10 protein-coding genes and 3 pseudogenes are annotated in these 13724 nt (G+C 64.0%); 6 read left to right on the plus strand and 7 right to left on the minus strand.

Going from position 1 to position 13724, the window contains the following annotated elements; genetic code table 11:
- Positions 1-33 precede the first annotated feature (33 nt).
- The 3 genes and pseudogenes from X738_RS62970 to X738_RS62980 all read left to right on the plus strand — a co-directional run bounded on the left by X738_RS62970 (position 34) and on the right by X738_RS62980 (position 2849).
- Positions 34-1081: pseudogene (locus X738_RS62970) on the plus strand (ABC transporter permease subunit).
- On the plus strand, positions 1074-1829 hold the full coding sequence (locus tag X738_RS62975; protein ID WP_023800331.1) for an ATP-binding cassette domain-containing protein: 756 nt from the start codon (positions 1074-1076) through the stop codon (positions 1827-1829). Before X738_RS62970 ends, X738_RS62975 begins: the two are co-directional and overlap by 8 nt.
- 765 nt (positions 1830-2594) lie before the next feature.
- Positions 2595-2849 carry a DUF768 domain-containing protein gene (locus X738_RS62980; protein WP_023800333.1) on the plus strand — a complete coding sequence of 85 codons (255 nt, stop codon included), beginning with the start codon at positions 2595-2597 and terminating at the stop codon, positions 2847-2849.
- 64 nt (positions 2850-2913) lie between these two features.
- On the opposite strand, the gene X738_RS62985 is transcribed toward X738_RS62980, so the two are convergent.
- Positions 2914-4047, minus strand: coding sequence for a DmpA family aminopeptidase (locus X738_RS62985; RefSeq protein ID WP_023800334.1), 1134 nt, complete (start codon positions 4045-4047; stop codon positions 2914-2916).
- 9 nt (positions 4048-4056) lie between these two features.
- Positions 4057-5645 (minus strand): annotated as a pseudogene (xseA, locus tag X738_RS62990) (exodeoxyribonuclease VII large subunit).
- Between the two features lie 292 nt (positions 5646-5937).
- On the opposite strand from xseA, the pseudogene X738_RS87180 reads away from it, so the two are divergent.
- Together X738_RS87180 and X738_RS62995 are read left to right on the plus strand one after the other, a co-directional pair.
- Positions 5938-6357: pseudogene (locus X738_RS87180) on the plus strand (CHASE4 domain-containing protein); the annotation flags it as partial.
- An 85-nt stretch (positions 6358-6442) separates the two neighbouring features.
- Positions 6443-7978 carry a putative bifunctional diguanylate cyclase/phosphodiesterase gene (locus X738_RS62995; protein ID WP_051407860.1) on the plus strand — a complete coding sequence of 512 codons (1536 nt, stop codon included), beginning with the start codon at positions 6443-6445 and terminating at the stop codon, positions 7976-7978.
- A 3-nt stretch (positions 7979-7981) separates the two neighbouring features.
- Here X738_RS62995 and X738_RS63000 read toward each other — a convergent pair whose 3' ends face one another.
- A complete protein-coding gene (locus tag X738_RS63000; protein ID WP_023800337.1) occupies positions 7982-8932 on the minus strand; it encodes a LysR substrate-binding domain-containing protein in 951 nt (316 codons plus the stop codon).
- 176 nt (positions 8933-9108) lie between these two features.
- Here X738_RS63000 and X738_RS63005 point away from each other — a divergent pair, with 176 nt between their 5' ends.
- Positions 9109-9399, plus strand: coding sequence for a DUF1127 domain-containing protein (locus X738_RS63005; RefSeq protein WP_023800338.1), 291 nt, complete (start codon positions 9109-9111; stop codon positions 9397-9399).
- 152 nt (positions 9400-9551) lie between these two features.
- Here X738_RS63005 and X738_RS63010 read toward each other — a convergent pair whose 3' ends face one another.
- From X738_RS63010 to X738_RS63025, 4 genes are all read right to left on the minus strand, one after another.
- Entirely contained in the window at positions 9552-10439 is an 888-nt protein-coding gene (locus X738_RS63010) for a DUF937 domain-containing protein (RefSeq protein ID WP_023800339.1), read from the minus strand.
- 114 nt (positions 10440-10553) lie between these two features.
- Complete coding sequence (locus X738_RS63015; RefSeq protein WP_023800340.1) at positions 10554-11927, minus strand: glutamate--cysteine ligase; 1374 nt, start codon at positions 11925-11927, stop codon at positions 10554-10556.
- 257 nt (positions 11928-12184) lie between these two features.
- Positions 12185-12919, minus strand: coding sequence for a 16S rRNA (uracil(1498)-N(3))-methyltransferase (locus X738_RS63020; RefSeq protein ID WP_023800341.1), 735 nt, complete (start codon positions 12917-12919; stop codon positions 12185-12187).
- 31 nt (positions 12920-12950) lie between these two features.
- A complete protein-coding gene (locus X738_RS63025) occupies positions 12951-13643 on the minus strand; it encodes a hypothetical protein (protein ID WP_023800342.1) in 693 nt (230 codons plus the stop codon).
- Positions 13644-13724 lie beyond the last annotated feature (81 nt).

Raw genomic sequence — 13724 nt, forward strand, 5'->3', positions numbered from 1 at the left:
TGTCGGAGGCCGCTCTGCGGATCGGAACCATCCATGACTTCAACATCACCAACCGAAACGCATGTCGCTCCTCAGGCGGATCACGGTGATCCGGCCAGGAGCTGGCTCGCACGCATCGCCGAAGGGCGCGCCTGGCTGTTCCTTGCGGGCCTGATCATCTGTTTCGAGGTCTGGTCGAGGCTCTCCTTCGGCGCGACCTTCGTGCTCAACCCGTTCAACGTGCAGTCCATTGCGATATTCGCCGTGGCGCCGTTGCTGCTGGCGACCGGGCAGACCTTCGTCATCATTTCGGGAGGCATCGACCTCTCGCTGGGTTTCATCATGGGTCTCGCGGCCGTCGTCGCCGCCCACGCTACGAATATGGCTGGCGTCGCCATGCCGGTGCCTCTGGCCATGATGTTGGGCATTCTGGCGGCCGTGATCGTCGCCGGCGTGCCTGGCGTCATCAATGGCTTGCTGATCTCGCGCCTCAGAATTCCCCCTTTTATCGGCACGCTTGGCATGTTTGGCGTGGCGCGCGGCGCTGCGTTCCTGCTGGCCGGCGGCACGACGGTGCCGGTCCAGAATTCCTGGTTCGCGCTGCTTGGCAACGGCAGGTTCTACGGGGTGCCTTATCTCGTCATCATTGCCGCCGTCTTTGTCGTGGTGATGCACTACATCCTGAGCCAGACCCGGTTCGGCCAGCATAACTACGCCATCGGCGCCAATGTGCAGGCGGCGCGCCGCGCCGGCATCGACATCAGGGGCCACATCCTGCGCCTCTACGTGCTTTCGGCGATGTGCGCCGGCCTCCGGGGCGCGCTCTATGCAGCGCGCTTCACCGCGGGCGCCGCCCAGGCCGGCGAGCCCTTGCTGCTGGACAGCGTGGCAGCCGTGGTAATCGGCGGCGCCAGCCTGTTCGGTGGCTCAGGCACCATCTTCGGGACGGTCGCCGGCGCCTTGGTCATCGCGGTCATTCAATACGGGCTGGTTTTCGTCAATGTCGAGCCGTTCTGGCAGTTCCGTCGGCCTCGTCATCATTATCTCCGTCCTTATCGACCAGGCGCAGCGCCGGTTCAGTGGAGCTCGCCAGGATGAATAGTTCCGAACCAACCACCCCCCTTCTCGAAGTCCGACACCTTTCCAAGCATTTCGGTGCGGTGCAGGCGCTGAACGATTTCTCCATGGCCGTGCGGCCGGGCGAAGTGGTGGCGCTGGCCGGCGACAACGGCGCCGGCAAGACGACGCTGATCAAGGCGATATCGGGCGTCTTTCAGCCGACCGGCGGTGAAATTCTGCTGAGGGGGCAGCCGGTCACCTTCGCGACGCCGCAGGAGGCGCGCGAAAAAGGCATCGAGACCATTTACCAGGATCTCGCTCTCGCCGACAATTTATCCATCGGCGCCAATATCTTCCTCGGCCGTGAACCCATGCGCAAGGCTTTCGGTTTCTTGCCGGTGCTCGACCGCAAGGCGATGGCCGTCGCCGCCAAGCAGACGATGGGGCGGCTGGACTTCCATGTCAGCCGGCTCGACGCCCCGGTCAGCAATTTCTCCGGCGGTCAACGGCAGGCCGTTGCCATCGGCCGGGCCGTCTACTGGGATGCGCAGATCCTGATCATGGACGAACCGACCGCGGCCCTCGGGGTGCCGGAGCAGCGCAAGGTCATCTCGCTCATCCACCAGCTCAAGGCGCAAGGCCGGGGAGTGATCTTCATCTCGCACAATCTGCAGGACATTTTCGCCGTTTCCGACCGTATCGTCGTGCTGCGCCGCGGCATCCAGGCCGGCGAGCGCAAGATTTCGGAGACTAATCATGACGAAGTCGTCAAGCTCATGGTTGGCGGCTAATGCATGTCGCCCAAAAGCTTGCCCTCGGGCTTGACCGAGGGTGCGCAGCGGTTTTGGGACAACGACATGCATAAAAACAAGAACCTAAAGCGTGTCGCATGAAAACCCTTCAGACGCGACGCGCTTTAGGCCGATACTTTCGATTGCTGAAGCAATGCACGTCCCGAGGGAATGAGCTTCCCGAGTGGCGAGCCGGCCAAGCCGGCAATTCTCCGGCGAGAAGCGACTGCGGCAGGATCGCCGGCACGGCTACCGCGCCAAGCTGCTCAGCATCTCAATGCGCCCGCCCGATTTCCGGCGAAACATGCTCGCCCCAACGATGACAAAATGCCATCCAGATACGCTCGGCGCGGCGGAAAGAAGCAGGTCGGCGAGCAGAGTCGACATTTCCTGAGGATGTCACTATATAGCGGCGGCTTTGGCCGCGTATCCTAGGGTTGCGCAGCGAATGGCGCCGCAAACGTGCCGCGTAATGTGATACCTATTGTCATACAAATTGACTGGTTTGCCGGAAAATAACAAGTAGAAACAATGGCGCGATCCGGGACCTGATCCCAGCCAACGGTGCCAGTCTGCTCAGGAAAATAGAATCTCCTTCAGAATTAGAATGTGCTCCTTGAACCTTCGATTTCCGTCAGCCCTGTGGAGCTTGGGCAAGATCGGCTTGCCGGGTGACGGCGACTCGGTTGGAATAGGAGCGTGCATCTTTTCGGGGATGCCGGCGTTTATGATTACCAACCGGCGCAGCCGCCAGGGAACAGCAGCATGAGCGAACACGCGATCGAGTTCTTGCAGGAGTGGATCGGCGAAAAGGTCCACTGCCAGTCCTCGCTGGACAGGATCGAGGAGCAGGCCGAGACCCTCGCCAAGGAATGCGCGGCGAAGGCTGCTGAGGCCGGCATACCGCTGGAGGATATCCAGGAAGAGGTCGGCGACATTCAGGAACTTATCGCGTCGAGGCTGGAAGAGGCGGCTGAGGCCGACCAGGACGAAAAGAATTCGGACAGGCCTGCCGAGTGACCTGCCGACCGACCCGGCAAAAGGCGTCTATTCACCTGTGCGATGCGTGACACGCCACACAGTTCTACTTTCTCTGCCTAGCCCCGAATTTGCTCTTGAGCCATGCCTTTGGCAGCGCCGGCGCGAAATTGCCGTCGCGCCCGGTCATGTCGTCATTGGCGGCCAGCGCATTGAGGATAGCTTCCTCCACACTCCCGATCACGGCGTCGAAGAACGGGTCGATGTCGGTATCCGGGATAAAGTCGGCGCTGGCGATGCGGCCTGACGGCGCCATCGCCGCCTCGCGGTTGGCGGTCGAAAAGGCCAGGAAAATATCGCCCGAGCTGTGATAGCCGAAGCCGCCGGTCATGGCGACGCCGAGCGGCACCCGGCGTGCCAAGCGCTTCATCTGATGCGGCAGCAACGGCGCATCGGTGGCGACGATCCCGATGATCGAGCCCTTCTCGGCGCGCGGCGTGCTTTCGTGGATCGCCGGTGCCACGAGATCGGGCCCGGCGCGCAGGCCGCGAATGGTAAAATTGCTCCGCGTGCCGAAATTCGCCTGCACGAACGCGCCGACCGTGTAGCGCCGGCCGTACCATTCGACGAGGCGCGATGCCGTGCCGGAGCCTGCCTTGAAACCGAAGGCGATCATGCCGGTGCCGCCGCCGACGCTGCCTTCCTCGATCGATCCGCTGGTCGCGCCATCGAGGGCCGCGGCGACATGCTCAAACCCGAGATGGTGGCCATTGATGTCGTTCAGGAAGCCGTCATAGGTCTCCGCCGCCACCGGCAGGCCCCAGCCGCTGTCGAGCGCGGCCGGCAGCACGCGCTGCATCCAGCGCAGCGTGCCGTCGCGTGAAACGCCGCAGGAATGCGTGTTGGTGATGGTGATCGGAAAATTGAAGGCACCGGTTTCCTCGATGATGTGCGAGCCGGTCAATTCGCCATTGCCGTTCTGGCCGAAAATGCCGGCAAACACCGGCGTGGCCAGTTCGGCGCGCGGTCTGGGCAGGATGGCGGTCACGCCGGTGCGCACCGGCCCCTCGCCGACCACCAGCGCACCTTCGCCCGAAATCAGCGTCGAATAACCGACCGCAACGCCAGCCACATCGGTGATGGCGTTGAACGGTCCGGGCGTTCCGTCAAAACGAATGCCGAAGGCTCGCGCACGCGGCCTGCCGGAAGGCGTCGTCTGGTGATGTGGATTGCCGGAAATCATCGGCACTCAAAACAGCGAGCCTTGGCTGCCAGGCTCCTTGGCTTTGGCGGCCGGCTTTGCAACAGTTTTCGGCCGTGCCGCGCCGCTGGTCGCAACCGCATCGGCGGTTCCGTCGGCGAACTCCAGCGAAAGTGCCATCCCCGGCGCCACTTCCGCCGCTTGATTGATCACTGCGCCGTCGGCATCTTTCACCAGGGCGAAGCCGCGCGCCAGCACCGCCTTGTGCGACAGCGTCGCCAGCAGCCGGTCGGCCTGGGTCAGTTTCCCGCGCAAACGCTCGAGCCGCACCGAAATCACCCGGTCCTGCCGCCGCGACAGCGCCGTCAGGGCATCTGCCTGCAATTTCTGCCGCCTTGCGAGCGGCGCCGGCGACAGCCGCGCCGCGGTGCGCGAAAACCGCGTTCGCCGCTCGCGCACGATGGCGAAGAACGCCGCTTGCGCGCGGCCAAGGTCGCGGCCGGCCAGTGTGCGGGCCTCGTTCATGCNAGTGTGCGGGCCTCGTTCATGCGTCGCGACAGGGTGGCCGGCGTCAGCCGCTGCGCCTGAAGCCTGGCTCGCTTGCGCTGGACGCTGACGGACAGCGCTCGGCCAAGCCGGCTCGTCGCCTCGTCGAAACGCCGGCGCGGCAATGCCAGCAACTGGTCGGGCGAGGGCAGCGCCCGGGTGGCGGCACGCACCGCCTGGCGCTTGCGCTCGAAATTGCGCGACACCGCGGCCTTGAGCCGCGCACCAAGGCCGGCAAGCGTCACTTCGAGGTCGGCGCGTACGGGCACGGCGATTTCGGCGGCACCCGTCGGTGTCGGCGCCCGCACATCCGCCGCCAAGTCGATCAGCGTCCAGTCCGTTTCATGGCCGACGGCGGAAATCACCGGAATGCGCGAGGCGGCGACGGCGCGGGCCAGCGCCTCGTCATTGAACCCCCAAAGATCCTCGAGGCTGCCGCCGCCGCGCGCCACGATCAGCAGGTCGGGCTGCGGGATGACGCCATCCTGCGCCAGTCCGTTGAAGCCGTTGACGGCGGCGGTCACTTCGGCGCCGGCCGTTTCGCCCTGCACTCGCACCGGCCAGACCAGCACATGCAGCGGAAACCGGTCCTTGATCCGGTGGATGATGTCGCGAATGACAGAGCCTGTCGGCGAGGTGACGACGCCGATGACGCGCGGCATGAACGGCAGCAAGCGCTTGCGGCCGGCATCGAACAGGCCTTCGGACTGCAGCCGGCGCTTGCGCTCTTCCAGCAGTGCCATCAGCGCCCCGGCGCCGGCGGGCTCCAGATTGTCGATGACGATCTGGTAGGTGGATTTTCCGGGATAGGTGGTGAGCCGGCCGGTGGCGATCACCTCCATGCCTTCTTCCGGGCGGAACTTCAGCCGGCCCATCGTGGTCTTCCAGACCACGGCGTCGAGCCGTGCGCGGTCGTCCTTGAGGCAGAAATAGGCATGGCCCGAGGAATGCGGTCCGCGATAGCCTGATATTTCGCCGCGCACCCGCACATTGCCGAAGACGTCCTCGACCGTGCGCTTCAGCGCGCCGGAAATCTCGCTGACCGTGTATTCGGTGGCGTTGGTACGTGATTCGGATGCAGCGTCGCTCATTGGCCGATTGGGGGGCGGTTGTTGGCCGGCGTCAAGGCCGTCGCTCGTAGCCGATGTCATAACTCGATCTTAACCCGATCTGATGACTGTGCGGAAAAGAGAGTGGCCAGGACGCATGAGCCGTTGTCTTCAACGCAGCCCATTAACGTTCCAGGTCACGCTGACGGTGATGGCGCTTGCCATTTTCGCGCTTGCCATGGTCGTCGGCTTTGGCTTTTACGCCACTGTGCAGGCGGATAGCGTCTCCCTCGAGCGGCAGAAAATCCTTTTCGCCAACGGCATGCGGGACCGGATGGCGGCGGTGGATCGCGAGCAGGAAAGCATCGCAGTCTGGGACGATTCCGTCATCAATGCCAAGGCCGGCAACGTGGACTGGATGATCGATAACATCAGCGTCTGGATGTATTCCTACTATGGGCATGATCGGGTCTATGTACTGGATGCCGCCGATCGTCCGGTCCATGCGATGCGTGATGGAAACGTGCTGGCGCCGGCGCGTTACAGCGAGGATGAACCGGTTCTGTTGCCCACGGTCGAAAGGGTGCGCCGGTTGATCCGCGAGCCGGCGAAAGAAGACCTGGCCGGCGGTCCGGTCAAATTGGCCGCAGGGGATCTGGTGGAGCTTGACGGAAAACCTGCCATCCTCAGCATCATGCCGCTGGTGCCGAGTTCCGACCGCGTCATCCAGACGCCTGGCAGCGAATACCTTCATATCTCGGTGGACTTCATCACCGACGCGCTGCTGGCCAAGATCGCCGGGCAATATCTGTTGGCGGGNGGGCGCCCGCCTGCTGCCGTTGTCGCAGCCGGTCGGCGGGGCTGCCATTCCGCTGGTCGACTCACACGGCGTCATCCTGGCTTATGCCGGCTGGGATCAGGAGCGGCCCGGCAGCGCGCTTGTGCGCGAGGCAGGGCCGGCCCTGATCGGTGGCGCGCTGCTCGCGGCAGGTGTCCTGGCATTCCTGCTGCGCCGCCTCCGCCGTGCATCGTCGGCGCTGCAGACCAGTCAGGCCGAGGCGCAGTATCTCGCCTTCCACGACACGCTCACCGGCCTTCCCAACCGGGCGCTGTTCGAGGACCGGCTCCGGCGCGCTTTGCTCACGGCCAGTCACGAAACAGCCAAAGTGGCGCTTCTTTATCTCGACCTCGACCGTTTCAAGCATGTCAACGACACGCTTGGCCATCCTGCCGGCGACGAGCTTGTCCGCCAGACCGCCGCGAGGCTCCAGCAGGCAATCCGGGAGGTCGACACGGTGGCACGGCTCGGCGGTGATGAGTTCGCCATGATCCTGATTGATGTTGACGACATCCGAGGCGCCGAGGATGTTTCGGAGGGTCTGCTTCAAAAGCTGCAGGAGCCGTTCAAGCTGGCCGACGACCAGGTTTTTGTCAGCGCCAGCATCGGCATAGCATTGTCGACCGGTCCGGATGCCGATGCGGACGACTTGCTGCGCAAGGCCGATATCGCGCTTTATGAAGCCAAGAAGAACGGCCGCGGCCGCTACCAGGTCTTTGCCGGCGACATGGACGACCTGCTGTTGCGCAAGCGCCAGGTTGAGAGCGAGCTTCGCCATGCCCTGAATGGCGGAACCGGGATCAAGCTGGCGTATCAGCCGATCTTTGCGGCGGACGGCAGCACGATCCTCGGTGCCGAGGCGCTGATCCGCTGGGGACATGAGGTCCACGGTGGCTTGCCGCCGGCACAATTCATCGCCATCGCCGAAGAACGTGGCATGATCGGCCAGCTTGGCAAATGGGTGCTGCAAGAGGCTTGCCGCTTCGCTGTCGGCACCGAATTGCCTTGGGTGGCCGTCAACGTGTCGCCGCTGCAACTGCGCGACGCCGGTTTCGCCGAGCAGCTTGCGGCGGTTCTCGCCGAGACCGGATTGGCGCCAGGGCGCCTGCAGCTCGAGATCACCGAGGGCGTGCTGTTGGACAACAACGATACGACCAGGACGGCTCTGGCTGCCTTGCGCCGGTCGGGGATCGCCATAGTGCTCGACGATTTCGGCACCGGCTATTCGTCGCTGAACTATCTGCGCCGCCACGCTATCGACAAGCTCAAGATCGACCGCTCCTTCGTGAACCTCCTCGGCCGCGACGAGAGTTCAGCGGCGATCGTCAGGGCGCTTGTCGATCTTGCCGACGCTCTTAACGTCGGCGTCACCGCGGAAGGCGTGGAGACCGAGGAGCAAAAGGCGCTGCTCGTCGCCATGGGCTGCCGAGAGTTTCAGGGCCATCTGCTGTCGCTGCCGCTGGAGCCGGCGCAATTGCTGCGGCTGGCCGGCCTTTTGCCTGGCAAGGACAGCACGCCGGCAGCAGTTTCCGCCTGATCCTTACCAGCCCGGCACGATCTGGTTCGGCTTGCCCCGCTTCATCTTCGAAAAGGCTGCGAAGTCGAAGCTTCCCGTCTCTTCGCCGAGCGGCACGGAAATATTGTCGAGGCTTTCCGAAATGTGACGGGCCAGCGCGTCGACGATCTCCGGCCGCGACGTCTGGCCGCGCATGATGCCGATGCGGCAATCGGGCAGGGCGCCGAATCCGTCGGCGTCGCCCAGCACCCGCATGCCGGGGCGCAGCGCGCATTCCGGCAGCACCGATATCGCCAGGCCGGAAAGCACCGCGGCGGTGATGACGGTCGCCGAGAAGCTGGTGAACAGGATGCGGTAGTCGCGGTTCTGCCGGTCGAGCACGTCGACCGCGGCCCGCCGCCAGATGCAGTTCGGCCGGCCGAAGGCCATCGGCAGAACGTCCTGTTCATGCGTCGCATGGTTGGCCGAAGTCACCCACAGCAGCGGTTCGCGCCGCACCACTTCCGACTGGCCGTGCGCGTCACTATGCGTCACCAGTGCCAGATCGAGATTGCCACGCTTGATATGCTCGACCAGCCCCGGCGTCGGCTCGCAGATCACGGTCAGTTCGACACGTGGGTTGGAACGGGCGAAGCGGGCCATGATCTCGGGCAGGAAGCGATCGGCATAGTCGTCCGGCGTGCCGATTCGGATCGTGCCTTCGAGCCGCCGGTCGTCGAAGGCGGCCAGCGTTTCCCGATTGAGGAACAGCAACCGTCTTGCGTAGGAGAGCAGCCTGTCGCCTTCCTCGGTCAGCCTGTTGGTGCGCCCGTCCTTTTCGAACAGCGGCTTGCCGATCCGCTCCTCCAGCCGGCGCATCTGCATGGACACCGCCGACTGGGTCCGATGCACCGCTTCCGCCGCGCGGGTGAAGCTGCCGGTGTCGACGATCGAGACGAAGGTCTGCAATTGATCGAGATCGAGTGGCGCTTTCATCGGTCCCATCCATCACTAGTGTTGATGTTAAAGATTAGAAACATTCGTTGGATTAATCAATCGAACGATGGCAAATTTACGACTGTCCACATGACAGCATGTGAATCGGGACCGGAACGGCCGCTGTTGCCAGCGCCGATCGCGCGTCCTCGTCCGTTCGAATGAAGGAGACTGACATGGCTACGTTTGATTTCGCCACCGAGACTTCGCGCATCACGTCGCGTCCGGCTATTGCGACGCGCGTGGTCAACACCATCTCCAGCGTCTATCGCGCCTGGAAAAACCGCCGCGCCTTCTATCGCCTTGGCGAGATGTCGGACGCCGAACTTGCCGACATCGGCTTGACGCGAGCCGATCTCCACGTCGCCATCGACGTGCCGTTTGGCCGCGATCCAACCGAGAGGCTTCGCATTATCGCAGCCGATCGCACAGACACGATCGAGGATATTGCCCGCAAAGTGACCTGATCGATGGTTGCGTGCCCTTAGGGCGCGCGGTGCTTGGATTTCGCAGGCTCCCACTCCCTGCCGGTTTCCCCGCCGGCCCGCCTGCGCACTGCCCGGTCCTCCCAAGGATCGGGCATTTTTCTTTTTGAAATCAGCCGAAGGCCAGCTTCACGCTACCGCCGGTCCATGCCTCGCTTGAACTGATCGAAGATCGACTCCATGCCCTTCTGGTAGTCGTCACGCTGCTGCGCACCTGCCTCGAACATCTTGCCGAACAAATCGTCGAACGGATTGCGTGGCCTGCCGCTCGGATTGGTCTGCGGCTGCGGCGTTTCGCGCTGCTGCGGCGCCTGACGCGGCTGCGGCTGCTGCGCGCCGCCGCCGAACATGTCCTGCAGCACCTTGCCGAGCGGATTGTCGCCGTAGGGATTGGGCGCCTGCCGCGGCTGACCCTGCGGCTGCTGCGCACCACCGAACATGTCCTGCAGCACCTTGCCGAACGGATTGTCCATCGGGCCGGGCTGCGGCGCCTGGCGCTGTTGCGGTGCCGGTGCGCCGCCACCGGCCTGCCGCATCATCTGCTCGATGATCTCGCCGAGCGGATTGCTGCCGCCGCCGAATCCGCCTGCTGCCTGCATCTGATTTGTGGTCTGCTTGAACAGGCCACCCATCATCATCGAAGCCACGACCGGCAACATCTGCTGCAAGATCTGCTGGCTGACGCCGCTCGCCTGCGCTGCCTGGCTGGCAACGGCGCGGGACAGGTCTTTCGAGCCGAACAGATGGCCAAGAATGCCGTTGCCTTCATCGACGCCCTGCGGCGAGAAGGCCCGGCCTGCGTCCTCGAAATATTTGGCGTGCTGGCCGCTGGCCATTGCCGTCATGAACGCGCCGAGCCCGTACGGGTCGGAGGTGCTGCGCTTCAGCCCCTGTGAAAAGGCCGGCAGCAGCGCCTCGACCGCCGATTGCGCTTGCTGCTGCGAAAGGCCGAACTGTTGGGCCAGGGCCTGCATGCCGTTACCGTTCTGCGCCTGCGCCAGAATGTCGAACAAGGAAGCCATTGGTTTTCTCCTCGGGAAAATCCTCGTAGAAGAGCCTACCGCATCGGCCCGAAAATCGGAATCGATTTCGGAAAGCGCGTTTCCCGAACTGTCAGCCAAGCCGATAGCAAACGGCTAATACGCATACTCCATGAACACCGGCTCGATCGAGCCGCCCCAGCGCGTATGATAGGCGGAGAGCAGTTCCTCGGCGCTGGTGGTGCCGCGCGCGATGACTTCGTCCAGGGTGCTGAGGAACGACGTTTCGTCGTAGCCGTCGCGGTTCTTGCGGCCGCGGTTCTTCAGCCCCATGCGCGAGATGACGAGCACGTCGCGGGCGATCTCGCGCAGTGTCGTATTGCGGAACGGCGCCGAAATGCCCTGTTCCGGCACGGCGTTGCGCATCGCCAGCACCTCTTCATAGCTCCAGCTTGAGGTCAGCGCCTCGGCCGCGTCGAGCGCCGCCGCGTCGTAGAGCAGCCCGACCCAAAAAGCCGGCAGCGCGCAGATGCGCCGCCATGGTCCGCCATCGGCGCCGCGCATTTCAAGGAAACGCTTTAGTCGCACGTCGGGGAACAGCGTCGACAAATGGTTCGCCCAATCGCCCATCGTCGGCAGCCCGTCAGAAATCTCGTTGCGGGCCGCACCTGCCATGAACTGGCGGAAGGAGACGTGCGTCATGTCGTGGTAGTGGCCGTCGCGGATGACGAAGTACATCGGCACGTCGAGCGCCCATTCGACATAGTCGGCGAAGCCGAAATCGGGCGAGAAGCAGAAGTCGAGCAGTCCCGAGCGCTGATTGTCGGTGTCGCGCCAGATGTCGCCGCGCCAGCTCTGAAATCCGTTGGGCCGGCCCTCAGTGAACGGCGAGTTGGCGAACAGCGCCGTCGACAGCGGCTGCAGCTTCAGCGACACCTGCATCTTGCGGCGCATGTCGGCCTCGCTCTCGAAGTCGAGATTCACCTGGATGGTGCAGGTGCGGTACATCATGTCGAGGCCCTTGGTGCCGACCTTGGGCATGTAGCGGGTCATGATCTCGTAGCGCGACTTTGGCATTTTTGGCGTCTCGGCCAGCGACCATTTCGGGCTGCCGCCGAGCCCGAGGAAGCGGATGCCCATCGGCTCGGCGATCTCGCGCACCTGCGCCAGATGCGCATTGCCCTCGCGGCAGGTCTGGTGGATCGTTTCCAGCGGCGCGCCGGACAGTTCGAATTGGCCGCCGGGCTCCAGCGAAATCGCGCCCCGGCCGGTCGGCTCGACCAGGCCGATGATGCGGCCGGCATCCATGATCGGATCCCAGCCGAGTTTTTCCTGCATGCCCTCAAGAATGGCGCGGATGCCGTGCTCGCCGCCATAGGGCACCGGCGCATTGCCGTCGACATAGAATGGAAATTTCTCGTGTTCGGTGCCGATGCGCCATTTGTCGCGCGGCTTGTTGCCTTCAGCCAGGTGCTCGACAAGCTCGTCGACGCCTTCGATCGGCCGGAAATCGGTTGTGTCGCGCGCCATTACAAGTCCTCTAGCACATGACCCCGAAAATCGGCTTCGATTTTCGGAAAGGATCATGTGCCCAATCAAGTGCTACAGCGTCCTTTGCGCGTCCGAAAGGACGCGCGGCGCTGTAGGTGGTCGGACGACCGCCGGCGCTAGATGGACGAAATGTCAGTAGGCGATCAAGCGAAAAATCCTGAGCCACAGGGTAACTGGAATTGATTGGCTGCTTCTTCCTTCTCCCACAAGGCCCACAAGGGGAGAAGGGAAGTGCCTCACCAGTCTCCGATTGTCGCCTGTATCACCGCCAGCGCCGCCACAGCAGCCGTATCGGCGCGCAGGATGCGCGGACCGAGAGGAATCGCGGTTACGAAAGGCAGCTCCCGCAGCATCCTTCGTTCCTCGTCGGAAAATCCGCCCTCGGGGCCGACCAGCAGCCCGAGCTTCTTCTCCCGCACCGCCTGCAGCGCCGGCAGCGGATTGTTGGTGGAAGCATCCTCGTCGCAGAAGATCAACCGCCGCTCTTTGTCCCAGCCGGCCAGCAGGCGCTCGATTTTTTCCGCTTCGCGCACTTCCGGCACCGCAAGGATGCCGCATTGTTCGGCGGCCTCGACGACATTGGCGCGCAGCCGTTCGATGCCGGGCTTTGCCACCTGCGTGTGCTGGGTAATGACCGGCTGCAGGACGCCGGCGCCCATCTCGACCGCCTTCTGCACCAGATAGTCGAGCCGACCCTGCTTAAGCGGCGCAAAGCAGTAGACGAGATCGGGCAGCGGCGGCTGCGGCCGCTGCAATGCCAGCACCTTCAGCCGCACCGTCTTTTTGGACCTGGCGGCGATAGAAGCCGACCATTCGCCGTCGCGGCCGTTGAACAACAGGATTTCGGCGCCCTCGCCGAGCCGCAGCACATGCATCAGGTAATGGCCCTGCTGCGGGCTCGCCTCGAACTCGATATCCGGTCCGAGGTCGTCCGGCACGAACAGCCGCTGCATCTTGTAATTGGCGCGCATCGCCGAGGAATGGGCGAGCCGGCTCTTGGCGTCAAGTCTCGGCCGACGGATGCCACACTGGCAAATAGCCTTGCCTCAGCACGGCAACGGTGGTCGCCGGCGTGAGCAGGCGGATTGGACGGTCGGCAAAACCGCCGAACCCCACGGGATCGCCGTCCACCGGATCGCCCCCCACACGATCACCATAGCCTGCGAACGACCAGCGCAGCGCCTTGCCGCCGCGCATCGCATAGGCATTGCCGCCGTCCGCAACCATGGCGCCGTCCGGCAACCCGGCAAGCTCTTCTACGGATACGACCGGTGCCTGCCCACCCGACGCCGGCCGCTCCCTATGCAGCCGCTTGTCGACCTGCGGTGCGCGCGGCGCGGCAATGCCGAAGGCCATGCCGAAGCGCCGGACGAAGTCCCTGGCCCGCTCGCGCCGGCAGAAGAAGCAGGGCCGATGCCCGGCCGAGAGTGCGGTCACCTCGTCCAGGAAAAACAATTCGGTCCAGCCGGCCTTGCCCACCGATTGGTCGTCGCTTTGCCTGTTGCGGCCCATCGGCTCGCGCCGCACATCGCGGAATCCGCATACGCAGATGATCCAGGCCTGCAGCGCCCAGCGCTTTTTCAGCAGCGTCTTCGTTTCGGGGTCATGGATGATGCCGCGATTGCCCATGAACAGGCCGCGCTCCGGCACGGCGTGGATGACGCCGAACGGGTCGACCCGATTCTGCAGTGGCATAGCTTTCTCCCCGAATACGTATCTTGGCCGGAATGACGGCGGCATGATATCGCTCGTCGCATCGTTTTCATGTCAGCAGGT

It is taken from the genome of Mesorhizobium sp. L48C026A00, from assembly GCF_000502375.1.
In the GTDB taxonomy this organism is placed as follows: domain Bacteria; phylum Pseudomonadota; class Alphaproteobacteria; order Rhizobiales; family Rhizobiaceae; genus Mesorhizobium; species Mesorhizobium muleiense.

Excerpts from the sequence above, each read along its gene's own strand:
- X738_RS62975 (WP_023800331.1), top strand. The coding sequence starts at position 1,074 with ATGAATAGTTCCGAACCAACCACCCCCCTTCTCGAAGTCCGACACCTT.
- X738_RS62980 (WP_023800333.1), top strand. The coding sequence starts at position 2,595 with ATGAGCGAACACGCGATCGAGTTCTTGCAGGAGTGGATCGGCGAAAAG.
- X738_RS63000 (WP_023800337.1), bottom strand. The coding sequence starts at position 8,932 with ATGAAAGCGCCACTCGATCTCGATCAATTGCAGACCTTCGTCTCGATC.
- X738_RS63005 (WP_023800338.1), top strand. The coding sequence starts at position 9,109 with ATGGCTACGTTTGATTTCGCCACCGAGACTTCGCGCATCACGTCGCGT.
- X738_RS63010 (WP_023800339.1), bottom strand. The coding sequence starts at position 10,439 with ATGGCTTCCTTGTTCGACATTCTGGCGCAGGCGCAGAACGGTAACGGC.
- X738_RS63015 (WP_023800340.1), bottom strand. The coding sequence starts at position 11,927 with ATGGCGCGCGACACAACCGATTTCCGGCCGATCGAAGGCGTCGACGAG.
- X738_RS63020 (WP_023800341.1), bottom strand. The coding sequence starts at position 12,919 with ATGCGCGCCAATTACAAGATGCAGCGGCTGTTCGTGCCGGACGACCTC.
- X738_RS63025 (WP_023800342.1), bottom strand. The coding sequence starts at position 13,643 with ATGCCACTGCAGAATCGGGTCGACCCGTTCGGCGTCATCCACGCCGTG.